Annotated in this window: 22 protein-coding genes; 14 read left to right on the forward strand and 8 right to left on the reverse strand. The window is 71.3% G+C overall.

Features of this window, described 5'->3' with window-relative positions:
- Positions 1-1,308 (reverse strand): capsule biosynthesis protein, encoded by a 1,308-nt coding sequence (locus FV234_RS05080; RefSeq protein WP_147828266.1) that lies wholly within the window; start codon positions 1,306-1,308, stop codon positions 1-3.
- A gap of 212 nt (positions 1,309-1,520) precedes the next feature.
- Between FV234_RS05080 and FV234_RS05085 the strand changes: the two genes are divergently transcribed.
- The 5 genes from FV234_RS05085 to FV234_RS05105 all read left to right on the forward strand — a co-directional run bounded on the left by FV234_RS05085 (position 1,521) and on the right by FV234_RS05105 (position 4,518).
- Positions 1,521-1,895, forward strand: coding sequence for a (2Fe-2S) ferredoxin domain-containing protein (locus FV234_RS05085; RefSeq protein WP_187273584.1), 375 nt, complete (start codon positions 1,521-1,523; stop codon positions 1,893-1,895).
- The gene (locus FV234_RS05090; RefSeq protein ID WP_147828267.1) at positions 1,892-2,950 is read left to right on the forward strand and encodes a lysylphosphatidylglycerol synthase domain-containing protein; all 1,059 of its coding nucleotides are present in this window, start codon (positions 1,892-1,894) and stop codon (positions 2,948-2,950) included. Before FV234_RS05085 ends, FV234_RS05090 begins: the two co-directional genes overlap by 4 nt.
- A gap of 142 nt (positions 2,951-3,092) precedes the next feature.
- Entirely contained in the window at positions 3,093-3,854 is a 762-nt protein-coding gene (fliP, locus tag FV234_RS05095) for a flagellar type III secretion system pore protein FliP (RefSeq protein WP_147828268.1), read from the forward strand.
- 68 nt (positions 3,855-3,922) lie between these two features.
- A complete protein-coding gene (locus FV234_RS05100; protein ID WP_147828269.1) occupies positions 3,923-4,174 on the forward strand; it encodes a DUF4926 domain-containing protein in 252 nt (83 codons plus the stop codon).
- Positions 4,171-4,518 (forward strand): DUF6883 domain-containing protein, encoded by a 348-nt coding sequence (locus tag FV234_RS05105; protein WP_147815716.1) that lies wholly within the window; start codon positions 4,171-4,173, stop codon positions 4,516-4,518. Before FV234_RS05100 ends, FV234_RS05105 begins: the two co-directional genes overlap by 4 nt.
- A 99-nt stretch (positions 4,519-4,617) precedes the next feature.
- Here FV234_RS05105 and FV234_RS05110 read toward each other — a convergent pair whose 3' ends face one another.
- From FV234_RS05110 to FV234_RS26065, 4 genes are all read right to left on the reverse strand, one after another.
- Positions 4,618-8,004 carry a hypothetical protein gene (locus tag FV234_RS05110; protein ID WP_246686118.1) on the reverse strand — a complete coding sequence of 1,129 codons (3,387 nt, stop codon included), beginning with the start codon at positions 8,002-8,004 and terminating at the stop codon, positions 4,618-4,620.
- Positions 8,005-8,202: 198 nt separating this feature from the next.
- Positions 8,203-8,592 (reverse strand): hypothetical protein, encoded by a 390-nt coding sequence (locus FV234_RS05115; RefSeq protein ID WP_238271580.1) that lies wholly within the window; start codon positions 8,590-8,592, stop codon positions 8,203-8,205.
- Positions 8,593-8,671: 79 nt separating this feature from the next.
- Positions 8,672-9,373, reverse strand: coding sequence for an invasion associated locus B family protein (locus FV234_RS05120; protein ID WP_147828271.1), 702 nt, complete (start codon positions 9,371-9,373; stop codon positions 8,672-8,674).
- 106 nt (positions 9,374-9,479) lie between these two features.
- Positions 9,480-9,650: a hypothetical protein gene (locus tag FV234_RS26065; RefSeq protein WP_187273585.1), complete on the reverse strand. Its 171-nt coding sequence runs from the start codon at positions 9,648-9,650 to the stop codon at positions 9,480-9,482.
- 380 nt (positions 9,651-10,030) lie between these two features.
- Between FV234_RS26065 and FV234_RS05125 the strand changes: the two genes are divergently transcribed.
- From FV234_RS05125 to FV234_RS05160, 8 genes are all read left to right on the forward strand, one after another.
- Entirely contained in the window at positions 10,031-11,488 is a 1,458-nt protein-coding gene (locus FV234_RS05125) for a saccharopine dehydrogenase NADP-binding domain-containing protein (protein WP_147828272.1), read from the forward strand.
- 72 nt (positions 11,489-11,560) lie between these two features.
- Positions 11,561-12,121 (forward strand): Uma2 family endonuclease, encoded by a 561-nt coding sequence (locus tag FV234_RS05130; protein ID WP_147828273.1) that lies wholly within the window; start codon positions 11,561-11,563, stop codon positions 12,119-12,121.
- A 73-nt stretch (positions 12,122-12,194) separates the two neighbouring features.
- Entirely contained in the window at positions 12,195-12,761 is a 567-nt protein-coding gene (locus FV234_RS05135) for a Uma2 family endonuclease (RefSeq protein WP_147828274.1), read from the forward strand.
- Between the two features lie 74 nt (positions 12,762-12,835).
- Positions 12,836-13,177 carry a hypothetical protein gene (locus FV234_RS05140; protein ID WP_147751003.1) on the forward strand — a complete coding sequence of 114 codons (342 nt, stop codon included), beginning with the start codon at positions 12,836-12,838 and terminating at the stop codon, positions 13,175-13,177.
- A complete protein-coding gene (locus FV234_RS05145) occupies positions 13,174-14,046 on the forward strand; it encodes a DUF1206 domain-containing protein (protein WP_246686119.1) in 873 nt (290 codons plus the stop codon). Before FV234_RS05140 ends, FV234_RS05145 begins: the two co-directional genes overlap by 4 nt.
- 50 nt (positions 14,047-14,096) lie before the next feature.
- Entirely contained in the window at positions 14,097-16,088 is a 1,992-nt protein-coding gene (locus tag FV234_RS05150) for an SDR family NAD(P)-dependent oxidoreductase (RefSeq protein WP_147828275.1), read from the forward strand.
- Between the two features lie 107 nt (positions 16,089-16,195).
- Positions 16,196-16,525: a PepSY domain-containing protein gene (locus FV234_RS05155; RefSeq protein ID WP_238271584.1), complete on the forward strand. Its 330-nt coding sequence runs from the start codon at positions 16,196-16,198 to the stop codon at positions 16,523-16,525.
- A 73-nt stretch (positions 16,526-16,598) separates the two neighbouring features.
- Positions 16,599-16,862: a hypothetical protein gene (locus tag FV234_RS05160; protein ID WP_147751001.1), complete on the forward strand. Its 264-nt coding sequence runs from the start codon at positions 16,599-16,601 to the stop codon at positions 16,860-16,862.
- Here FV234_RS05160 and FV234_RS05165 read toward each other — a convergent pair.
- From FV234_RS05165 to FV234_RS05175, 3 genes are all read right to left on the reverse strand, one after another.
- The gene (locus tag FV234_RS05165) at positions 16,856-17,791 is read right to left on the reverse strand and encodes an NAD-dependent epimerase/dehydratase family protein (RefSeq protein ID WP_246686120.1); all 936 of its coding nucleotides are present in this window, start codon (positions 17,789-17,791) and stop codon (positions 16,856-16,858) included. The genes FV234_RS05160 and FV234_RS05165 overlap by 7 nt on opposite strands.
- On the reverse strand, positions 17,788-18,795 hold the full coding sequence (locus FV234_RS05170) for a glycosyltransferase family 4 protein (RefSeq protein ID WP_147828277.1): 1,008 nt from the start codon (positions 18,793-18,795) through the stop codon (positions 17,788-17,790). The genes FV234_RS05165 and FV234_RS05170 overlap by 4 nt, the downstream gene beginning before the upstream one ends.
- 77 nt (positions 18,796-18,872) lie before the next feature.
- A complete protein-coding gene (locus FV234_RS05175; RefSeq protein ID WP_147750998.1) occupies positions 18,873-20,924 on the reverse strand; it encodes a protein meaA in 2,052 nt (683 codons plus the stop codon).
- A gap of 519 nt (positions 20,925-21,443) precedes the next feature.
- On the opposite strand from FV234_RS05175, the gene ccrA reads away from it, so the two are divergent.
- A complete protein-coding gene (ccrA, locus tag FV234_RS05180) occupies positions 21,444-22,742 on the forward strand; it encodes a crotonyl-CoA carboxylase/reductase (protein WP_147750996.1) in 1,299 nt (432 codons plus the stop codon).
- The last annotated feature ends 84 nt before the right edge of the window (positions 22,743-22,826 follow it).

Here is a 22,826-nt window from a genome sequence, read left to right on the forward strand (position 1 = left end):
TCAGATCCGCTGGTCCCTGATCCCGCCGACGATGAGCGACACCGAGCTCCACAGAACGACGAAGCAGAAGAACAGCACCGCGAGCTGGTGCCAGCGCTTCGGATAGAGCGAATCCGTCGGGATCATCGGCGGCACGAAGGCGGTGAGGAAGATGTGCTGCTTGCCGGCCGAGACGCGGGCCTTGTCGAGGATCGTGTTGGCCATCTCGTTCAGCTTCTCGGCGATGGTGCGTTCGACCATCAGGCCCTCGTATTCGAGCAGCGCGTTGGTCATGGTCGCGCCGCCAGCGGAGCCGCCGTCGGTGGTGAGCTGGTCCTGCAGCCCCTTCATCTGGCTGTCGATCGCGGCCACCGTGGCGGCGAGCACCTGGATCGAGCGCGACTTCTCGTCGAGGTTCGATCCACGCAGCACCTGGAGGTCGTTCTCGGCCTTCAGCTTGTCCTTGCGCAGGGTCATCATCGTCGTCAGCGTGCTCTCCGCCGACTTGATCGGATCGATGATGCCCCAGTGGTTGCGGTAGCGCTGGATGTCGAGGGTCGCCTTGCGCAGCCGCTCCTCGGAGGCGACCGAATCGACCTCGGCCTGCTTGACCATGTCGGCCTGCGCCCGCCGCGAGATCTCGTTGATCAGCACCTCGGAGCGCGCGATCACGTCCTTGGCGATCGCCAGGGCGTCCTCCGGCGTGAAGGCGCGCACCGACAGCTGGATCACGCCCGAGATCGCGTCGATCCGCGCGAGGACGTGCTCCTGCCAGTACTTGGTCAGTTCCTCGATCGGCTGCGGCGCACGGTATCGCGCCCAGAAATCGGCTTCCTTGCGCGAGAACATCCGCGACACGCCGAGGCTCTTCTCGACGGCGTCGACCATGGCTTGGCTGTTGATGAAGTCCCGGACGATGTAGCTGTCCTGGCTGTTGTGCTTCTGAATCAGGCTCGTGTACTCGCCGAGCGAGACGTTCTCCATCGGCTCGACGTTGCCGCGCACGGCGAACTGCGCCTCGGCGATGTACTGGTCCGACGCGATCGCGAACAGGTAGAACGCAACCAACGCCGTCGGCAGCAGGACGAACAGGCTGAATCGCTGCACCAGCCGGGCGACGTAGCTCTTGGGCTCGGCGTCGGCCGGGCGCAGGCCGGGCAGGCGCGTCCAGGCGAGGCTCTCGCGGGTGCGCTGCACCAGGGAGCGCCGCTCCGGCGCGCGGACCGGCTCGATCGTCTCCGCGCCGCGGCGAAGCTCGGTCACCGAGCGCTGCGCGACCTGCAGCAGGCCGCGGAGTCGATCGCCTTGCCTGACCTCGTCGACGCTCATCCGTTCCGGTTTCCTGCGCTTTGTCCGTTCGGCCGTGCTGTGTCGGGCAGCTTTTCCGAGCCTTCGGGGAAGCCGCTCGCCCACGATCGGAACGATGCCGCAATCCCGTTCTTTTCGGCCCTTTTTAAGGCGTCGGGCCTGCCGTGCCCTGGGCGGGTTCGGGCGAATCCGCGCGGTTGCGCGCCGCGCCGCCTCGTCCTACCCGATAGGCGATGAAACCGGACCCCGCCGACCGCACGCCGCCCCCAACCGTCCGCACCGCGAAGGCGAAGTTTTCGGAGGTCGTCGCCGTCTGCACCAAATGCGCCAAGCGCCAGGGCTTGTCCAAGCGCGCGATCCGCGACCGGGTGAAGGCCGGCCTGAAGCAGGGCGGCTCCGGGGCGAAGCTGCGGGTGGTCGAGACCGGGTGCCTCGGCCCCTGCCCGAAGCGCCTGGTCGCCGTCGCCACCGGAGCCAGCGTCGCGGCCGGACGGATCCTGCTGATCGATCCGACGGCGTCGCCGGACGCGATCGTCGCCCTGCTGCTGCCCCCGCGCGCAAACCTGGGTCAAGACGAGCGCGACGACGCCCGCGACGCGGCCGCGTGAGCGCGCCGGAACCTCTTCGCGCGGGCCGGCCCGCGCTCGCTCGGGCGCTCCTGCGGCGCCTGCCGCTCGTCGGCACCGTGCTCGGCCTCGGGCTCGCGATCTGGCTCGTCGCCACCAACGATCTCGGCGCCGTCGCCGACGCCTTCGGCCGGATCGGCATCTTCGGCCTCGCCGGCGTCGTGACGATGCGGGCGGCGATCGTGCTGCTCTGCGCGCTGGCGTGGCAGCGCATCCTCGATCGCCTGTCGCCGGCGGGCTTCGGCGCCTTCGCCACCCTGCGGTTCGTGCGCGAGGGCATCAACGTGCTGCTGCCCGTCGCCTCCGTCGGCGGCGACGTGGTCGGCGGCCGGCTGTTGACCTTCTGGGGCGTGGCCGGCCCGCTCGCCGCGGCCTCGATCCTCGCCGACATGCTGTTCCAGGTCGGCACCCAGGCTCTGTTCGCGCTGCTCGGCGCCGGCCTGCTGATGCAGGTCCAGGGCGAGCCGGCGGCCGAACTCGCGAGCTGGGTCTTCAGGGCGCTCGCGGTCGCCGGCCTCGTGCTGGCCGCCTTCTTCGCCTTCCAGCGCACCGGCGCGGCGCGCTTCGTCGAGGCCCGCCTCGGGGCGCTCTCGCGCCGATTCGTGCGCGAGGCCGAGCCGGCGCGCAGCGCGGGCGGCAGCGTGCAGGATGCCCTCGACGCGGTCTGGGGCCGCGGCCGGCGGGCACGGCTGCTGCAATCGATCCTGCTGCACGCGCTCGCCTGGACGCTGGGCGCCGCCGAGATCGCGATCGTGCTCGCCTGCATCGGCGTCGAGGGCGTCACGCTCTGCGAGGTTCTGGTGATCGAGGCCCTGAGCCAGGCGATCAAGTCGGCGGCCTTCCCGATCCCGAGCGGGCTCGGCGTGCAGGAAGGCGGGTTCGTGCTCGTCGGCGCCCTGTTCGGGATCGATCCGGGCACCGCCATCGCCCTGTCCCTCGCCAAGCGCGTGCCCGACATTGTGCTCGGCCTGCCCGCGCTGATCGTGTGGCAGAACCTCGAGGCGCGCCGCGGCGCCGTGCGCGCCGAGACGCCATGACCCCGCAAGAGACGCCATGAGCCCGCAAGAGACGCCATGAGCCCGCAAGAGACGCGATGAGCCCGCAAGAGACGCCGTGAACCTGCTCGGGCCGCCGGGAAGGCTTGCACGGTCGCCGAACCCGCCCCAGGGTGCCGGCGCCATGACCCCTGCCCGCCCCGACCCTCAGCTTCGGACCCTGCGCCGCCTCGCCCTGGCCGCCCTCGCGTTCGGGCTCGGGGCGGGTCCGGCCGCGGCCCAGAGCCTCACCGTCGACCTTGGGACGGGCGGCGCGAGCGAGCGCGCGCTGCAGCTCGTCGCGCTCATCACCGTGCTGGCGCTGGCGCCTTCGGTGCTGATCATGGCGACCTCGTTCACGCGGATCGTGGTGGTCCTGTCGATCCTGCGCTCGGCGCTCGGCACCCAGACCGCGCCGCCGACGACGGTGATCGTCAGCCTCGCCCTGTTCCTCACCGCCTTCGTGATGGCGCCGACCGGCCGCGAGGCCTACCGCGCCGGCATCGAGCCGCTGCTCGCCAACCAGATCACGCAGGTGCAGGCCTTCGAGCGGGCCTCGGCGCCGTTCAAGACCTTCATGCTGAAGAACGTCCGCGAGAAGGACCTGAAGCTCTTCCTCGACATGGCCAAGGTGCCGGTGCCGTCGGGCCCCGAGGCGGTGGGCCTCGAGATCGTCACCCCCGCGTTCTTGATCTCGGAGCTGCGCCGCGCCTTCGAGATCGGCTTCCTGCTGTTCATCCCCTTCCTGATCATCGACCTCGTGGTCGCCTCGGTGCTGATGGCGGTGGGCATGATGATGGTGCCGCCGGCGACCGTCGCCCTCCCCTTCAAGCTGATCTTCTTCGTGCTCGTCGACGGCTGGACCCTGGTCGCCGCGTCGCTGGTGCAGAGCTACGGCGGGAGCTGACGCGCGTCGCCCCTGCGTTTCCCGCCCGACGCGATTTGACGACCCGGCCGGCCCGGCCCATCCTCGCCATGTCGGTCGACACCATCCATCTCATGCGGCGGACCGATCCTAGCGCTCCGCTGCGGGATCTCGACGACGTGCGCGTGCTGGCCAGCGTCGTGACCCTGGACGGCGACACGATCCCGGCGGGCACCGAGGGAACCGTGGTCGCGGTCTGGGGAGCGGGCGAAGCCTCCGAGGTCGAGTTCTCCGAACCGCTCGGCCCACTCGCCACCGTCGGCGCTGCTCAGCTCGCTCGCACGGAGCGCGCGATTCCGTGATCGACGAGGGCTGGTGGCCGGTCCTGGAAATCCCGGACCGCAAGCTGGTCGATTATCTTCTGAACCTCGCTCATCCGATCGGCGGACCCAAAGCGCGCTTCTTCCTGTCCTTCGGGTTCGATCGGGCCAAGCCTGACGAGATTGGCCGTGCCTCGCTGGCACAGGCCGACGCGCTGTTCGGCACGGATGCGCTCCGTTTCGTTGAAATCGACGGACGGATGCGCCTCGTCGTCGAGGGGCCGGTCGTTGCCCCGGACGGGCGGCGGCCGCACGTCCGCGTCGTCTGGCAGCGACAGGCGACGATCGCTTGGCGCCTCATCACCGCGGTGCCGCTGACGCGCTGAGATCGCCGGCCATGCAACGGGGCGACCGATCAGCGGGGAACGCTCGCGGCAACCGCATTCATCCCGACACGGATCAGAGTTCGATCGGTCGCGTGATGCTCAGCCCGGCGGAGTCCCCTGCCCGTCGGCGCGCTTCTCGGCTTCGCCGCGGGGGGGAAGCGCGGTGTCCGGGTAGCGCTTGCGGTATTCGGCCAGGAAGGCCGCCAGCGTCTCGGCGTTCGTCGCCTTCTGCGCGATCTCGCGAAAGCCGGGCTTTCTGGTCGCGTCGGCGCTCGTCAGCAGCGCGAAGGTGCGGGCGTCCGCGCTCTCGGCCATGGCGCCGGCGAACTTGGCCTTCAGCCGCTCCAGCCCGATCGGCTCGCCCGCGAGGTCGTAGGCGATGCCGGCGCGGATCACGTCGGAGCGGGTGGCGTCGTCGAGCGCCTTGCCGGTCCGCCACGCGTCGCCGAGCAGGGCCTCGTGCGCCTCCCCGGCCTCGCGCCAGCGCCGGGCCGACCACAGGATGTCGGCCCGCAGCCGCACCGCATCGGGGCCGGCCTCCCCCTCGATCGTCTCCAGCGCCAGATCGGTCCGCGACAGGTCGGAGAGCGCGCGCGCGCGCAGCAGCGCCCGTGCGCGCCGCAGGTCGCGCGGGAGCTCGGGCAGGTAGGTCCCCTCGATCGCCTCCAGCGCCTTCAGCGGCTTCCCGTCCATCAGGCGGATCGTGGCGAGCTGGGTCGCGACGCTCGACCGGGCCGGGCCGGTGAGGCGGTGGTCGAGCTGGTATTGCAGCAGCTCGGCCGCCGGATCGAGCAGGTCGAGGCCGACGAGCCGTTCGGAGAGGCGCCGCACGATCGCGTCGCCGCGCCGCCCGATCGGGGCGAACTCCTTGAAGTCGAAGTACAAAGCCACCGCGTCCACGCCGCCCAGGGCATCGCCGCGCGGCGAGAGGTACAGGTCGTCGAACAGGGACGCCGCCTCGTCGTGCAGGGCCCGGTTCGACGCGGCGTCCGGCGCGATGGCGTCGATCGCGCGGACGGCGGTGAAGGCCTCGCGATAGCGCCCGGCCGCCATATAGAGGCGGGCCAGGCCCGCGGTGATCGCGTCCTCGATCTCCCCGCCGTGCCAGGTGATCGCTTGGCGTTCGAGGCGATCGATCGCCTCCGCGGGTGTGAGGTTGCCGGCGTCGCGGCCGAGCAGCGTGCCGCGCAGGGCCGCCGCCGCAGCCACCGGGCGCTCGCCCGATTCGGCCAGGCTGTCGTAGGCCTCGAGCGCCGCCTTGGTCCGGTCGGTCGCCTCGTCGATGCGCGCGCGAACCAGGGCGACGCGGTCGCGATCCAGGTGCGACAGGTCGGACGTCGTGAGCAGTACGATCCGCCGCGACGCGGCGTCGATGTCGCCGGTCTCGATCGCCGCTTCCGCCGCAAGCGTGCGGAGCGTCGCCTGGAGGGCGAGCGGGTAGCGCTCGAGCAGCGGCATCGCTTGGGAGAGCCCCTCCTCGGCCTCGCGCCAGCGGCCCGCCTGCCCGTCGGCGACGGCGCGCCACAGCACGGCTTCCGGGTCGCGCGCCAGCGTCCCGGCTGCCAGCGCCTTCCGCACTTCGGCGTTGCGGCCCATGCCGGCGAGCGATGCGGCGCGCAGGATCGCGGCCTCGCGGCTGCTCGCCACCACCGGGTCGTCGGCGCAGGCCAACTCCAGAGTCGTCAGGGCCTCGGCGGCGAGGCCGTTGGCGAGCAGCGTGCGCGCCAGCATCACGCGCATCGGGCCGCGCGTACCGGCCGAGGCCGCGATCGAGGCCGCGAACTGCGTCCGGATCGTCTCGCGCACGTCGCCGAGCCGCGCCTGCTCCCAGGGCTCGCGCTGGATCGCCAAATCCGACACCTCGGCGAGCGGTGCGTCGGGCGGGCGTGCCACGGCCGAGATCGCGAGGCCGCCGTCGCGCCCGACGACGACGCCGTCGAGGTCGGGGCGGACGGTGAGGTCGTCGGCCTGGGCCAGCACGGCGACGCCGAAGCGGCTCGGCAGCAGCTCGAAGTCGACGAAGCGCTGCCGCTTGGCGATGCCCGCGGGCTTCCAACCCCGCGCCGTCACGACGGCGACGCGTTCGCCGTCGAGGTCGAGCCAGGCGGCGCCCCCCGGCTGCGGCAGGCCGATCGCGACGCGGGAGCGCCCGGCGGCATCGGGGAGGCGCGTCGGGGCCAGGGTGTCGCTCGGGCCGAGGTTGTCGCCCGCGATCAGCTCCCAGGCGCCGGCGGCGGCGCCGGCCCTCACCGGCACGAGGTCGAGCAGGGCGCCGGCGGGCACCGCGAAGCGAAGCACCGTCTGCCCTCCCATCCGCAGCGGCTCGCCGACGGCGCGCAGGGTGCCCGTTCCGGCAGCCGGGAGGGCGACCGGCTCGGCGGTCTCGAAGACGAGGTTGGCGATGCCGCCGCGCTCGAAAAGGGCGACCGGCGGGCGCTTGGCGAAGGGGAAGACCAGGCCGGAGCCGGCCTGACGCTCGGGCGGCTCGGCCAGGGGCGGACGGGCGGCGGCCTCCGAGGCGCCGGAGCGGGAACCGGGCGCCGGAAGGTCGGCCTTGGTGGGGCTCTTGGCTCCCTCACCCTTGCCTCCGTCACCCTTGCCTCCGTCACCCTTGGACGCTTCGCTTTTCGCCGCTTCCTTGGGCTCGGCCTTGCCGGCGCCCTCGGCCCTGGCGGCGGCGAGCTTTACGACCTCGAACGCGGTCGCGTCGGCCTTGGCCGGGTCCTTCTTCGCGACGATGTCGAACACCACGGCGCCGTCGTCGCGGTCGGTGGAGACCGTGAACCCGTCGGCGACCGCGACCGCGAGGCCGGCCGAGGCGTCGTCCGCGGTCGCGGTGAGGCGCGCCATGTCCGGCCGCAGGCGGCCTCGGGTCTCGGACAGGTCGAAGCTGTAGGCGCCGGGCACGCGCAGGCGAGTGGCGCCGCCCTCCGGGTCGATCGTCGCCGCGACGCCCTCGGGCAGGCGCACCGTCAGGCGGGTGAGCGTCGGCAACTTCGCGACCTCGACGCCGAGCGGGCGGCGCACGGGGGCGGGGTTGCGCGCCTTCAGGATCGCCTCGGCGGCCCGGGCGCGGCGGGCGAGGTCGGCGACGACGTCCGGCGGCAGGGGCGGCGGCAGGGCGGTCCAGTTCTCGGGCAGCAGGTCGACGAAGACCTTTTCGCCGGCCTCCTGCACGTTGACGCGGATCGGCCGCTGCAGGGCCAGCCGCAGCCCGCTGCCGTCGGGATCGCGCCGGACGGCGGCGAGGTAGCCGGGCAGCTCGGAGACCAGCCGCTCCGGTCCGGCCTCCGTCCGCTCGTCGTAGTTGAGCACCAGCACGCCGCCGGAGAGCCGCGCCTTGATCGAGACCGCGCCGTCGAACGTGAAGGCGATGCGGGCGTAGCCCTGCGCCTCGGTGCCGGAGACGGCGAGGAGCTTGGCGGCCTCGGCCGGAAGCCCGAGGCCTGCCAGTATCGCGAGCGCGAGGCCCGCGCGGCGGGGCATGCGGCGGACCCTTGGTCCCGTCTCGAGCCACCCGCCCATCGATACGCCGCACCCGGGGGCGGCGGGCGCCCCGGACAAGGGACGCAACGCTCCGACGCCGCTGAGGGCCGACACTGCCGGATCGCGGCTAACGCACGCTTAATCGTGGTTTCGGACGCCGTCCCGCGCCGTCCCCGCGCGCCTCAGTCGAGACGAGGGTCAGCGTTTCACGATGAGGTTCGGGACGATCCGGCTCGACGGGCCGAACGTCTCGATCGCGCGCCTGCAGTTCGCCGGCACGTCCTTCTGGTAGGTCTCGGAGAACGAGCGCGCGACCATCGCCAGCTCGCCCTGCTCCAGGTCCTTGGGGTCGATCCCGAGGCGCTCGACGGCGCCCTTCAGGAGGACCGGATCGCCCTGCAGGTCCGGGCATGAGCTGTTCGTAAAGCCGACCAGCCCGGTGAGGCGCGCGGCCATGACGCGCTTCTTGTCCATCGGAGGGGCGTCCGGCATCGAATCGGGCGGGCCGCCGGAGGGAGCGGCCTCCTGCGCGACGAGGGGGGTGGCGAGGCAGGCCAGCAGCCCCGCCAGGATCATCGTGTCGCGCATGCTCGGCCCTCTCGTCGTCTCGCCTGCCCGGGTCGGCGGCCTTGCCGGCCGCTCTCGGTGTCTGCCGTCCGTCGTCGGATCAGTTGGTGAAGGCGATCGCCCGGTCCCAGACCGCCGCGAACCCGCCGAGCGGCACCGCGATCGGCTGGGGCTCCTCGTTGCTCGGTTTCACGCCGATCACTTGGAGGGTCTTGGCGGTCCGCATCGCGTCGGTGGCAAGCGTCGGGAAGCTGATCGGCACGAGGCAGCCTTCCGCGCTGCACGAGATGTAGGGCGCGCCCTTGCCCAGCACCACGTCGTCGAGCTTGAACGTGACGCCCGGGTCGATCGAGAGACCGAACGGCATCAGGATCAGGCCCTCCGCCCGCCCGTCCTTCGGCGTCCGCAACTCGAAGGCGAACAGGCGCTTGCCGGTCTTGTTGTCCCCTTGCGACTGCATCAGCATGCAGGCCGTATTCGTCTCGGGCCGGGTGCAGGTGAGGGTCCACTCGCCGTAATTCTCGGTGATCGAGAGCGCGCCTGCGGGCCAGACCGGTGCCGGCTTGGCGGCGGCTTTGGCGTCGGCCGCCGACGCGGGCGTCGCGGCCGGACTCGCCTTCGGTGCCGGCTTCGGGGCGGGCGGGCGCGGCTTCGGCTTGACTTTGGGGGGCGCTGCAGGCGCGGCGTCCGGCGCTTCTTCCTGCGCGGCGGACGGGACGGCGCCCACGGACAGCGCGATCAGGGAGGCCGCGAGGAGCGCGGCGAGGCGCGCAGAATGGCGAGATGCGCGGATCGGCGACATGCGAGACTAGGCCCCCTCGGCCGACATGGCTTCGAGGAAGGCGCCTAAAGCCCGGGGCGGGGCGGCGCAATCCGGCGCCGCCGGATTTTCCGGCGCGGCGGTCGGATCAGGCGTGCGGAAGCGTCTCGGCGGCGCGGGCGCAGCGACGCTCGAACGCGTTGCGGCCTTCGCGACGGAGGGCGCGGACCACCGTGAAGGCGAGGGTCAGGAAACCGGGATCGCGATCCTGGGGCTCGTCGGCGGGGGCCGGGACGTGCGCGGTGAGGACGGACAGCATGGGCGACTCCGTGCGACCTGCGACCCAGGACGGGTCTTCGATCGATCTTGCGATGCAGCATGCGATCGTTGTGCGGTGCACGCAACGCACCGGTTCGAAGGTCTCGCATGCAGAGGTCGCATGCATGCGCAACACTTCGTCAACACCTCTGCGGTTCGCGCGGGCGCCGTGCGGTTGACCCTTGCGGCATGAGGCGGCACTAGGTCCGGCATCCACGCGGCGCCCTGCGACGGCCGAGAGCCCGGAACGGCAGCGCCGCCGGGCGGCCTGAGGGGACGTCGCGTTCGCGGACGGGCCCGGCCTGTCGCCCCATCGTCACATCGGCCGCCTAACCCGAGCCGCCTCTGCGCGCCGCGCACATCCGAAGGACCGCCCCCGCCATGACCGATACGCCGCAGCCAGGTTCGAACAAGGCGCCCGTCCACGGCCGCATCAGCGGGCCCATCGTGATGATCGGGTTCGGATCGATCGGCCGCGGCACGCTGCCCCTCATCGAGCGCCACTTCGAATACGACCACGCCCGCTTCACCGTGATCGACCCCGACGATTCGCATCGCGCGCTCGCCGACAAGCACGGCCTGCGCTTCGAGACGGTGGCCCTCACCCGCGAGAACTACCGCGACGTGCTCACCCCGCTCCTCACCGAGGGCGGCGGCCAGGGGTTCTGCGTGAACCTGTCGGTCGACACCTCGTCGCGCGCGATCCTGGAGCTGTGCCGCGAGCTCGGCGCCCTCTACATCGACACCGTCGCCGAGCCGTGGCCGGGCTTCTACTTCGACAAGGACAAGAGCCAGGGCGACCGCACCAACTACGCCCTGCGCCAGGACATCCTCGACGCCCGCGCCGCCAGCCCCGGCGGCACCACCGCGGTCTCGTGCTGCGGCGCCAACCCCGGCATGGTGTCGTGGTTCGTGAAGCAGGCGGTGCTCAACATTGCGAAGGATACCGGCGTCACGACCCCCGAGCCGAAGTCCCGTGAGGAATGGGCCGCGCTGATGCGCGAGGTCGGCGTCAAGGGCGTGCACATCGCCGAGCGCGACACGCAGCGGGCCAAGCACCCCAAGCCGCAGGGCGTGTTCGTCAACACCTGGTCGGTCGAGGGCTTCGTCTCCGAGGGCAACCAGCCGGCCGAGCTCGGCTGGGGCACGCACGAGACCTGGATGCCCGCGAACGCGCGCGAGCAGGAGAAGGGCTCGCGCTGCGCGATCTACCTGCTGCAGCCCGGCGCCGACACCCGCGTACGCTCGTGGACGCCGACGGCGCAGTCGCAGTTCGGCTTCCTCGTCACCCACAACGAGGCGATCTCGATCTCGGACTACTACACGGTCCGCGAGGGCGATCGGGCCGCCTACCGCCCGACCTGCCACTACGCCTACCACCCGGCCAACGACGCCGTGCTCTCGCTCCACGAGATGTTCGGCAACGCCGGCAAGGTGCAGGAGAAGCACCACATCCTCGACGAGGACGAGATCGAGGACGGCATCGACGAGCTCGGCGTGCTGCTCTACGGCCACAAGAAGAACGCCTACTGGTACGGCTCGCAGCTCTCCATCGAGGAGACCCGCCGGATCGCGCCCTACCAGAACGCCACCGGCCTGCAGGTGACCTCGGCCGTGCTCGCCGGCATGGTCTGGGCGCTGGAGAACCCGGAGGCCGGCATCGTCGAGGCCGACGAGATGGACTTCCGCCGCTGCCTCGAGGTCCAGACCCCGTATCTCGGGCCCGTCGTCGGCGTCTACACCGACTGGACCCCGCTCGCCGGCCGCCCCGGCCTGTTCCCGGAGGACATCGACGCGAGCGACCCCTGGCAGTTCCGCAACGTGCTCGTGCACGGCTGAAGCCGGCCGTCCGCGATCGTTGCGGACGCCCCCCGGAATGCTACCATCGCGGCCTCACCGGAGGAGGCCGCGATGGCTGTTGCCCGACGGCGCGACACGCGCATGGGCGTCGCCGAGTACCGGGACTGGGTCGAAGCCAAGCCGGATGGCGAGCGCTGGGGACTGCTCGACGGCGTGCCGGTGCTGATGTCGCCGACGAGCGGGCGGCACCAGCGCATCGTCGCGAATCACGCCCGGCGCCTCGACGACCTCGCCGAGCGGAGGGACGCGCACGCCCTCCCCGGCCTCGCCGTCCTCAGCGAAGCGATGGACGACTTCGCGCCGATTCCCGACATCGTCGTGCAGTGCGGGCCGCTGCCGCGGGACGGCTACACGCGGGACCCGCTCGTCGTCGCGGAGGTGCTCTCGCCGTCGACGATGAGCATGGATCGAGGCCGCAAGACCGACTTCTTCCGGACGGTCGCATCGATCCGGACGTTTCTGATCGTCTACCAGGACGCGCATCGCGTGGAGGTCTTGCAGCGGGACGCCGGCTGGGCGATGCGGATGCTCGGCCAGGGCGAGGCCGTCGACCTTCCCGAACTCGGCGGCACGCTCGCGGTCTCCGACATCTATGCCCGGGTGGAATTCTGATCGTTCGCGGATGACGTCGGTCGCACGCCGACCCATCTCGTGACATTCTCGCCCACGTGGTTCGGAGGCTCGCATGGCAGTCGCGGCAAAGCGGGACGACCGCATGGGCGTCGCCGAGTACCAGGACTGGGTCGCCGGCCGCCCGGACGACGAGCGCTGGGAACTGCTCGACGGCGAGCCGGTCCTGATGCCGCCGCCGAGCGAGCGGCACCAGACCATCGTTTTCACCTTGTCACGAAGGCTCGCCGAACTCGTGGAGCCGAAGGGCTGCCGCGTCGTCCCCGGCATCGCCATCGTGAGCCGGCACATGCACGACTTCGCGCCGATCCCCGACGTGGTGGTGCGTTGCGGTCCGATCCTCCCGGACGGCTACGCTTCCGATCCGGTCCTCGTCGCCGAGGTGCTGTCGCCCTCGACCATGAGCGCCGACCGCGGCCGCAAGACCGACTTCTACCGCGCCGTCGAAAGCCTTCAGGTCTTCCTGATCGTGTACCAGGACGAACCGCGGGTGGAGGTCTGGCGGCGCCAGGAGGGAAACGCCTGGCGCAAGCAGGCGCTCGACCTCGACGGCGCGATCGAGCTGCCCGAGTTCGGCGGCGCCCTGCCCGTCGCAACCGTCTTCGCCGGTCTGTCGTTCTAGAGCATCCTCCTCACGCGAGCCGGCATCCACCGCGTTCGCCAGTACTTTGACAAACTCCCAGCAGGTCGTCGCCCTTGCCCCATTTCGAAGACTTCTACGCCGACAAGCTGCGCGGCGGCCTCGGCCTCACCGATGCGGAATCGGTGATGGACCTGCGCGGCGCCAACCGGGCCACGGCGGAGGCGTCGCTCAACGAGATGCTGGAACGCAGCCGCTTCGCCAAGGGCAAGACCGTGGCGATCCGCCTCGACCCGCCGCCCGAGGGGGGCGGGGAGACGCTGTTCCAGCCGGCCGGACGCCTGCTGCTGGACGCCAAGCGCCGCGGCTTGGTCGACCGCCTGCAGACGCTGCCGGCCGGCGACGGCCTCGGGTTCTACGTGGCATTGTCCGGGAAGCCGCAGCGCGATCCGGCGTGAGCGGCCCTTCCGGTCGCTCGTCCACCCGCTTTGCTGGGCGCAACACGATCGAGCGCCTGGCCCGCTTCGGCTTCTGCGCCCGCGGCGCCGTCTACTGCGTCGTCGGCGTGCTGGCGGTGCTCGCGGCCGTCGGCGCCGGCGGCAAGGCCGGCGACAGTGCGGGTGCGCTGCGCTTCGTGCTGCTCGGCCCGCTCGGCCCCTGGATCGTCGGCCTGATCGCGCTTGGGCTCTGGGGCTTCGCCGCCTGGCGGCTGGTCGAGGCCGTGACCGACGCCGACCGGCGCGGCACTTCCCCCAAGGGTCTCGCGGTGCGGGGCGCTCACCTGATCAGCGCCGGCATCTACGCCGGCCTCGGCTTGACCGCGGCGAGCCTCGCCCTCGGTCTCGGGCTGCAATCGGACGGCGATGGCCTGCAGGACTGGACTGCCTGGCTGCTGGCGAAACCCTATGGCCGGGTCGCGGTGGCGCTGATCGGCCTCGGCGTCGTCGGGGGCGGCGTCGGCTTCCTGGTGAAGGCGGCGCGGGGCGACGTCACCGAACGGCTCGCCCTCGACGCGGCGCGGCAGGCCTGGGCTGAGCCGGTCGGCCGGTTCGGCTACGCCGCCCGCGGCATCGCGTTCCTGATCATCGGCGGCTTCGTCGTCGTCGCGGCCTGGTACCAGGCCTCCTCGGAGGTGAAGGGCCTGTCGGGGGCGTTCCAGGCGCTGCGCGCCCAGCCCTACGGACGTGTCCTACTGGCGATCGTGGCGGCCGGCCACGTGGCGTTCGGCGCCTTCGGCCTGATCCAGGCGCGCTACCGGCGGATCGACGCACCCGACATCGACCAGGCCGACGACGCGGTGGCGCGGGTGGTGCGCCCGGGGGCCTGACGCCCGCGTTGACACCGCCCGAGGCGGAGCCGATACCGCCGCGGAACATCATGCAGCAGCGTACCTACAAGACCGCGGTGATGGTGGTCCACGACCTCGTGGCGACCGCGCTGGCCGTGGTCCTCACCTTCGTGTTCCGCTTCACCGGCGACGCCCTCGCCGAGCGCCTTCACGCGCTTCCGGTCCTGCTGCCGCCGTTCCTCGTCGTGGCCGGCCTCGTCTACCGGCAGTTCCGGCTCTACCGCACCAAGTGGCGCTTCGCCTCGCTGCCAGACCTCGCGGGCATCGTCCGCGCCGCGAGCGTGCTCGCCTTCGGGCTGCTGGTGCTCGACTACGTGCTGGTCTCGTCGGACCTGTACGGGTTCTACTTCTTCGGCAAGATCGCCATCGTCCTGTACTGGGTCTTGCAGATCTTCCTGCTCGGCGGCACGCGGCTCGCGTTCCGCTACCTGAAATACGCCCGCTCCAAGCAGTCGAGCGCCCGGTCCGCTACGGTGCCGACCTTGCTGCTCGGCCGCGGCGCCGACATCGAGACCCTGCTGCGCGCCATCGAATCCGGCTCGGTGCGCAAGCTCGTCCCGCGCGGCATCCTCTCGCCGCGCGCCGACGAGGCCGGGCAGACCATGCGCGACGTGACCGTGCTCGGCGGCTTCGCCGACCTGGAGCGGGTGGTCGGAGAGCTGGCCGCCCGCGGCCAGCCGGTGCGCCGCCTCGTCGCGACGCCGAGCGCCCTGGCGCCGGAGGCCGAGCCCGACGACCTGATCGCCCGCGCCCGGCGCCTCGGCTTGCCGCTTGCGCGGGTCGTCAGCCTCGGCGAGGGCATGCGCGACGCCGAGCTGGCGCCGCTGGAGATCGAGGACCTGTTGCTGCGCCCGACCGTCGCGATCGACCGGCCGCGGCTCGAACGGTTCCTCGCCGGCAAGCGCGTCCTCGTCACCGGCGGCGGCGGCTCGATCGGCTCGGAAATCTGCGCCCGGGCGCTCGCCTTCGGCGCCTCGGCGCTGATGGTGGTGGAAAGCTCGGAGCCCGCACTCCACGGCATCCTGAGCCAGCCGGCCCTGCTCAACGCCCAGGCCGAGGTTGCCGGCTCGCTCGCCGACATCCGCGACCGCGAGCGCCTGCACGCGGTCTTCACCGAATTCCGCCCCGACTACGTCTTCCACGCCGCCGCCCTGAAGCAGGTGCCCTACCTGGAGCGCGATTGGAGCGAGGGCGTCAAGACCAACGTGTTCGGCTCGATCAACGTCGCCGACGCGTCGGTGGCGGCCGGCGCCCGCGCCCTGGTGATGATCTCCACCGATAAGGCGATCGAGCCGGTCTCGCAGCTCGGCGTCACCAAGCGCTTCGCCGAGATGGTGGCGCAGGCCCGCGACGCCGAGCAGGCAGCGATCCCCGGCCACCCGACCCGGCTGATCGCCGTGCGCTTCGGCAACGTGCTCGGCTCGGTCGGCTCGGTTGTGCCGGTGTTCAAGGCTCAGATCGCTCGCGGCGGCCCCGTCACCGTCACCCATCCCGACATGGTCCGCTACTTCATGACCGTGCGGGAAGCCGCCGACCTCGTCCTCACCGCAGCCTCGCATGCCGACGGCGAGGCGCGCAGCCTCGTGCCCGGCGCTGCCGACCAGCGCGCGGCCGTCTACGTCCTCAAGATGGGCCAGCCGGTGAAGATCGCCGAGCTCGCCGAGCGCATGATCCGGTTGGCCGGCTTCGAGCCCGGCGCGGAGATCGAGCTGGTGTTCTCCGGCGCCCGGCCCGGGGAACGCCTGAACGAGATCCTGTTCGCCCGCGAGGAGCCCCGCGTCAGCCTCGACGGCATCGACGGGGTGATGGCGGCCAAGCCCGTCTTCGCCGACCGCGCCCGCCTCGACGTCTGGACGGCATCCCTGCGCGAGGCGGTGGCGCGCGGCGACCGGGCCGCCGCCGAGGCGGTGTTCGAGGCGGCGATCCCGCATTTCCGCGAGCGCTTCGACAAGCCGGTCGAAGCCGCCCCGGCGAGCCCGGACCAGCGCGCGACCGGAACAGTCCACGCCGAGCCCTGTTGATTCGCGAACGTCCCGGTCGGGAACTATTCCTCGCCCCGCAGATTGAGGCGACGACCGAACCGAGCGCAGTTTCCGAACAGGGAGCGTGCCGAGAGAAGGACGAAGCAATGCGGACGAAGACGGTACTCGCTGGCCTGATGATGGTTGCCGGACTGGGAGTCGCCGGGCTCGCCGCCCCCGCCTCGGCTCAGGGCATCCAGATCGGACCCGGCGGCGTCCGCGTCGACCCCGGCTATCGCGAGCGCGGCCCGCGCGACGACGTCGACCTCAGCCGCGGCGAGGCGATCCGCATCGCGCGCCGCCAGGGTCTCACCGACGTCGACAACGTCGATCGTCGCGGTCCGCGCATCATCGTCCGCGGTTCGGACCGGCGCGGCGACGACATCACCGTGGTGGTGGACAGCCGCTCGGGCGACGTGATCGACGTCCGCCGCTGACATCGGCGCCTCGGCATCGTAACAAAGACCCCGGCCGCGAGGCCGGGGTTTTCTTTTGGCCGAGGCCTGATCGATGATGTCGTCCCGCGCCGGTGCATTCGTCGTCGCCGTCTCGGTGGTGACCTTCGGGTCCGTCGCCGCCCGGGCCGAGAGCTGCCGCGCCAGCGTCGGCGAACGCGACTCCGCCCGCCTCGTCGAACGCTGCCTCGCCGTTTCGCCGGCGACGCATCCGCCCTGCAACGCGTCAAACGCTTGCGCGCTGATCGAATCCGAGATCGTCCGCAGCTGCCGCCTGTTCGACGACGGCACCGCACCCGCATTCTGCCGGGACTACTGATTTGCGGACGCGTGTCCCCGCGCGAGCCGGGCGAGGCCGTCGCGGGTCGTGCCGGCCGGCGCCCAGCCCAGCGCCGACAATCCGTCGCTGCGCGCGACCAGGTTCTCGGCCAGCCGCGAGAACAGGGCCTCGCGCCCGGTGAGCCGGCAGGCGAGCCCGATCGCGGCGGAGGGCAGCGGAACGAGGCCGGGCCTCCGGCCGAGTCCGGCGCGCAGGGCCGTCAGCATCTCGGGCAACGTCTGGGCATCCGGGTCGGCGACGACCAGCGGCCGGTTCGGCGACGTGTCCGTTCGCAGCACCGCGTCGATCGCGGCCGACAGGCTCTCCACCGAGACCAGCGATCGGCGCCCGGCGAGCGATGCGAGCGGCAGCGGATACGGCGAGCGGGCGAGCCGCACCAAGGCGGCCATGTTGCCCTTCACCCCCGCGCCGTAGACGAGGACGGGCCGCAGCGCGACCCAATCGATGCCGATGGCGGCGAGCGCCCGCTCGGCGTCGAGCTTGGACCGGCCGTAGGCGTCGGTCGGGGCCGGGTCGTCGGCCTCCGTCACCATGCCGGGCGCGGACGGGCCGGCTTGCGCGCGGATCGAGGACAGGAACACGAAGCGGCGCACCCGCGCGCGCGCGGCGGCCTCGGCCAGGCGCTGCGTCGCCTCGGTGTTCAGCGTGCGGTAATCGTCCTCCGGCGCGCCCGACATGGCGTGCGCGAGCCCGGCCGAATGGACCACCGCGTCGACGCCGGCCAGCGCCGCCGCCATGTTCATCGGCCGGGTCAGGTCGCCGACGACGGCGCTCGAAGCGCCCTCCGGCATCGCGTCGACCGGGCGGCGCAGGAGCAGGCGGACGCGGTAGCCCCGCGCGGTCAGGTCCCGCAGGACATGCCGACCGATGAAGCCGGTCGCCCCGGTCAGCGCGATCAGTTGGCTCAAGGCACCCTCGTTCCGTCCGCCGTCGGCGCCCGCGAGAACCGGATCAGCAGGGCCGCGACCAGCCCGCATCCGGCCGCCAGCGCACCGAGCGTGACGACCGGCGACGGCCAAAGCAAGGTCGCGGCCGCGAGGGCGGCGAGGGCGAGGTTGAGCGCGAACACCCGTCCGACCACGCCGCCGACCGTGAGGCCGTTCGTGGTGGCCCGCTGGTAGAAGTGGCTGCGATGGGCCTGCCACACCGGCTCCCGCCGGGCCGCGCGCCGGATCAGCGTCAGGGTGGCGTCGGCGAGATAGTAAAGCGGCAGCAGGATCGCCGCGGCGAGCCCGCCTTCCAGGGCGAGCCGGTACAGCAGCCAGGCGAGGATCAACCCGAGCGGCAGCGAGCCGACGTCGCCGAGGAAGAGTTTTGCCACCGGGCGGTTGAACGGCGCGAAGCCGAGCATCGCTCCGAGCAGGGCGGCGGCGACCAGGATCGCGGCCGGCGGCAAGGCGCCGAACCCGCCGAACAGGGCCAGGGCGGCGGCGACGGGCACCGTCTCGGCCACGCTCATCCAGTCGAGCCCGTCCATGAAGTTGACGAGGTTCACGAACCAGATGCCGGCGAGCACCGCCAGCGTGCGCTCCACCGCCGGCGGCAGGGCCGGAACCAGCCGCCCGTCGACGCCGGCCACCACCCCGCCGACCACGACGGCCTGCAGCATCAGCCGCGCCCAAGCCGGCAGCGGCCGGATATCGTCGACGGCGCCGACGAGCGCCAGCACCACGGCGCCGAACCCCAGCACCAGCACGTCCCGGCTCGCTTCCGGCGCGGCGATTAGCAACCCGGTGACGGCCAGCGTCGCCGCGACGACGGCAATCCCCCCGCCCTGGGGCGTCGGCTCGGTGTGGCTGGAACGGGCGTTGGGCCGGGCCAACGCGTAGCGCACCAGCAGCGGTCGCAGCCGGACGATCAGGCCGGCACTGAGGGCCGCCGCCATAGGAACTGCGATGAGGGGAGCGAGCATGACGCCGCTCTACGCCGGCCGGCCCGACGGGTGAAGCCGCCGGGCGCGCATGGCCTCGCCCCGGCGGCGTCGCCGCCTCAATAGACCTGCGCGGCCTCGTCCTTGGCGGCGCCGGCGGTGCGGTTGGTCTTGTCGATCGAGCGCTCGACCACCTTGCAGAGGCCGATCATGATCGTGTCGATGACGTAGTCCTTCGGGGTGTAGACCGCCGAGACGCCCATGTTCTTGAGCACGAGCTCGTCGTCGGGCGAGATGATGCCGCCGACGACGAGGGGGATGTGGTCGAGGCCGGCCTCGCGCATCTTCGCCTTCACGTCGCGCACCAGGGGCACGTGGCTGCCCGAAAGGATCGAGAGCCCGACCACGTGGGCGGCGGTCTCCTTCGCCTTCGCGACGATCTCGGCCGGGGTCTGGCGGATGCCGTCGTAGGTCACGTCGAAGCCGACGTCGCGGGCGCGGAGCGCGATCTGCTCGGCGCCGTTCGAGTGGCCGTCGAGGCCGGGCTTGCCGACGACGAGGCGCGGCTGCTCGCCGAGGCGCTCGCCGAGGTCGGCGATCAGGAGCTTCGCCTCCTCCGCCGCGCCGGACGAGACGGTCTGCAGGGTGACGCCGGTCGGCGCGCGGTACTCGCCGAACACTTCGCGCAGACGCTGCCCCCATTCGCCGGTGGTGACGCCGGCCTTCGCGGCGGCGATCGAGACCGGCATGATGTTGGCTCCCGAGCGCGCGGCGGCTTCCAGCTCCTCGAGCGCCTTGCCGACGGCGGCGTCGTCGCGCTTGGTGCGCCATTCGCGGATGCGGGCCTCGGCCTCCATCTCGACGGTCTCGGACACGGTGAAGATCGCGCCCTCGCCCGCGGTCAGCGGCGAAGGCTCGCCCTGCTGCCACTTGTTGACGCCGACGACGATCTGGTCGCCGGCCTCGATCGCCGAGATGCGGCGAGCGTTGGATTCGACGAGCGAGCGCTTGAGTGCGCCGGTTTCGACCGCGGCGACCGCGCCGCCGATGCCGCCGATGCGCTCCAGCTCGGCCCGGGTCTCGACCTTCAAGGCCTCGACCTTGGCGTCGATCACCTTCGAGCCGTCGAAGATGTCGTCGTATTCGAGGAGGTCCGTCTCGAAGGCGAGGATCTGCTGCATCCGCATCGACCATTGCTGGTCCCACGGGCGCGGCAGGCCGAGCGCCTCGTTCCAGGCCGGAAGCTGCACGGCGCGGGCGCGGGCCCGCTTCGACAGCGTCACCGCCAGCATCTCGATCAGGATGCGGTGGACGTTGTTCTCAGGCTGCTGTTCCGTGAGTCCGAGACTGTTGACCTGCACGCCGTAGCGGAAGATGCGCTTCTTCGGGTCGTCGATGCCGTAGCGCTCCTGGGCGATCTCGTCCCAGAGTTCCGAGAACGCCCGCATCTTGCAGATCTCGGTGACGAAGCGCAGGCCCGCGTTCACGAAGAACGAGATCCGGCCGAACACCTCGGGGAAGCTCTCGGGATCGAAATCGGGGTCGTCCCGCACCGTGTCCAGCACCGCGATGGCGATGGCGAGCGCGTAGGACAGCTCCTGCACCGGCGTCGCCCCGGCCTCCTGCAGATGGTAGGAGCAGACGTTCATCGGGTTCCACTTCGGCACTTCCTTGGTCGTGAACAGGATCACGTCCTTGGTCAGCCGCAGGCTCGGCGCGGGCGGGAACACGTAGGTGCCGCGCGAGAGGTATTCCTTGATGATGTCGTTCTGCGTGGTGCCCTGCAGCCCCGAGAACGGCGCGCCCTGCTCCTCGGCCACCGCGAGGTAGAGCGACAACAGCCACGGCGCCGTGGCGTTGATCGTCATCGAGGTGTTCATCTGCTGCAGCGGGATCTGGTCGAACAGGGTCCGCATGTCGCCGAGATGCGCGATCGAGACGCCGACCTTGCCGACCTCGCCGCGGGCGAGCTCGTGGTCGGGGTCGTAGCCGGTCTGGGTCGGCAGGTCGAAGGCCACCGACAGGCCGGTCTGCCCCTTGGCCAGGTTGCCGCGGTAGAGCGCGTTCGACTCCTTGGCGTTCGAATGGCCCGCATAGGTGCGGATGATCCAGGGCTTGTCGCGCTGAGGCTTGTCGCGCTTCACCTCGTCGACGCTCGCGCTCGCGCTCATGTCACCCGTCTCCGCTGATTTGTTCGTCGCGCGGCCCGCTCGCCCCGCCCCTTGCGGCGCACCGTAGCGAAGCGGCCGCGAGCCGTCATCACATGCCGGGCGTCGGCTTTCGTTCCCGTGGCGCGCTGGATGCGCAAAATACTGAGGGCGGCCGCTAAGGAAATTTGAGGACGTGCGCGTCCCGGAATCGGTGCGCGCTGCTGGACAAGGGCCGGCCTGTCCAGGGTTCGGTGATCGGCTACAGGTACCAGGTGCAAGCCGAATTCTTTCACCGAGGTCTTGAGCGTTCAGACGAAGTGCACGGTCCGCGAATAGTTTTTGGTCGGCAACCAAGTTAATTTTGTATCCAGCGCGCCTCGGCCTAAGCCGGCGCCATTTTTCTTGTCGGTCGCCGGGTTCCTGGCCTTTTGGACGACTTGCAGACCCTTGGACGCCCTCTGCTTCGTCGTTATAGCGCTAAGCCGGAACCGCGGCGTCGTCAGAACCGCGCGTGGACACGAAACGATCAGGAGAGCGACGATGGCTGCCAGCGCGGCATTGCAACCGGCCGGTGCCGGGACGGGCGAGGTCAAGGACCTCTACGAGATGGGCGAGATCCCGCCGCTGGGCCACGTGCCCGCCAAGATGTACGCTTGGGCGATCCGCCGTGAGCGGCACGGGCCGCCGGAGCAGTCGCACCAGCTCGAAATCCTGCCGGTCTGGGACATCGGCGACGACGAGGTGCTGGTCTACGTCATGGCCGCCGGCGTGAACTACAACGGCGTCTGGGCCGGCCTCGGCGAGCCGATCTCGCCCTTCGACGTGCACAAGGGCGAGTACCACATCGCGGGCTCGGACGCCTCCGGCATCGTTTGGAAGGTCGGCGCCAAGGTGAAGCGCTGGAAGGTCGGCGACGAGGTCATCGTCCACTGCAACCGCGACGACGGCGACGACGAGGAGTGCAACGGCGGCGACCCGATGTTCTCGCCCTCGCAGCGTATCTGGGGTTACGAGACCGGTGACGGCTCCTTCGCCCAGTACTGCCGGGTGCAGTCGCGCCAGCTCATGGTCCGCCCGAAGCACCTCACCTGGGAGGAGGCGGCCTGCTACACGCTGACGCTCGCCACCGCTTACCGCATGCTGTTCGGCCACGCGCCGCACACCGTGCGCCCGGGCCAGAACGTCCTCGTCTGGGGCGCGTCCGGCGGCCTCGGCGTGTTCGCGGTGCAGCTTTGCGCGGCGTCCGGCGCCAACGCCATCGCGGTGATCTCCGACGACACCAAGCGCGACTACGTCATGAGCCTCGGCGCCAAGGGCGTGATCAATCGCAAGGAGTTCGATTGTTGGGGCCAGCTGCCGAAGGTCAACTCGCCTGAGTACAACACCTGGCTCAAGGAAGCCCGCAAGTTCGGCAAGGCGATCTGGGACATCACCGGCAAGGGCAACGACGTCGACATCGTGTTCGAGCACCCGGGCGAGTCGACCTTCCCGGTCTCGACGCTGGTCGCCAAGCGCGGCGGCATGATCGTGTTCTGCGCCGGCACCACCGGCTTCAACATCACCTTCGACGCCCGCTACGTCTGGATGCGCCAGAAGCGGATCCAGGGTTCGCACTTCGCCCACCTCAAGCAGGCGTCGGCCGCGAACCAGTTCGTCCTCGACCAGCGCATCGACCCGTGCATGAGCGAGGTCTTCCCCTGGGATAAGATCCCCCAGGCCCACACCAAGATGTGGAAGAACCAGCACGCCCCCGGCAACATGGCCTGCCTCGTCAACGCTCCGCGCGCCGGCCTGCGCACGGTCGAGGACGTGATCGAGGCGGGACCGCTCAAGCGCTGAGCCCCCGCGCGGGCCGGCCGAGCGGCCGGCCCGCTCCCAATATCTCTCATCGGTCGCATGGCCGGAACGCGTCTCGCACCTCTT

Origin of the sequence: Methylobacterium sp. WL8, assembly GCF_008040045.1 — a bacterium.
Lineage (GTDB): Bacteria > Pseudomonadota > Alphaproteobacteria > Rhizobiales > Beijerinckiaceae > Methylobacterium > Methylobacterium cerastii.

Coding starts and splice junctions, on each gene's coding strand:
- FV234_RS05130 (WP_147828273.1), top strand. CDS start 11,561: ATGGCTGTTGCCCGACGGCGCGACACGCGCATGGGCGTCGCCGAGTAC.
- FV234_RS05170 (WP_147828277.1), bottom strand. CDS start 18,795: ATGCTCGCTCCCCTCATCGCAGTTCCTATGGCGGCGGCCCTCAGTGCC.
- FV234_RS05155 (WP_238271584.1), top strand. CDS start 16,196: ATGCGGACGAAGACGGTACTCGCTGGCCTGATGATGGTTGCCGGACTG.
- FV234_RS26065 (WP_187273585.1), bottom strand. CDS start 9,650: ATGCTGTCCGTCCTCACCGCGCACGTCCCGGCCCCCGCCGACGAGCCC.
- FV234_RS05160 (WP_147751001.1), top strand. CDS start 16,599: ATGATGTCGTCCCGCGCCGGTGCATTCGTCGTCGCCGTCTCGGTGGTG.
- FV234_RS05080 (WP_147828266.1), bottom strand. CDS start 1,308: ATGAGCGTCGACGAGGTCAGGCAAGGCGATCGACTCCGCGGCCTGCTG.
- FV234_RS05100 (WP_147828269.1), top strand. CDS start 3,923: ATGTCGGTCGACACCATCCATCTCATGCGGCGGACCGATCCTAGCGCT.
- FV234_RS05115 (WP_238271580.1), bottom strand. CDS start 8,592: ATGCGCGACACGATGATCCTGGCGGGGCTGCTGGCCTGCCTCGCCACC.
- FV234_RS05110 (WP_246686118.1), bottom strand. CDS start 8,004: ATGCCCCGCCGCGCGGGCCTCGCGCTCGCGATACTGGCAGGCCTCGGG.
- FV234_RS05175 (WP_147750998.1), bottom strand. CDS start 20,924: ATGAGCGCGAGCGCGAGCGTCGACGAGGTGAAGCGCGACAAGCCTCAG.
- ccrA (WP_147750996.1), top strand. CDS start 21,444: ATGGCTGCCAGCGCGGCATTGCAACCGGCCGGTGCCGGGACGGGCGAG.
- FV234_RS05120 (WP_147828271.1), bottom strand. CDS start 9,373: ATGTCGCCGATCCGCGCATCTCGCCATTCTGCGCGCCTCGCCGCGCTC.
- FV234_RS05085 (WP_187273584.1), top strand. CDS start 1,521: ATGAAACCGGACCCCGCCGACCGCACGCCGCCCCCAACCGTCCGCACC.
- FV234_RS05150 (WP_147828275.1), top strand. CDS start 14,097: ATGCAGCAGCGTACCTACAAGACCGCGGTGATGGTGGTCCACGACCTC.
- fliP (WP_147828268.1), top strand. CDS start 3,093: ATGACCCCTGCCCGCCCCGACCCTCAGCTTCGGACCCTGCGCCGCCTC.
- FV234_RS05135 (WP_147828274.1), top strand. CDS start 12,195: ATGGCAGTCGCGGCAAAGCGGGACGACCGCATGGGCGTCGCCGAGTAC.
- FV234_RS05125 (WP_147828272.1), top strand. CDS start 10,031: ATGACCGATACGCCGCAGCCAGGTTCGAACAAGGCGCCCGTCCACGGC.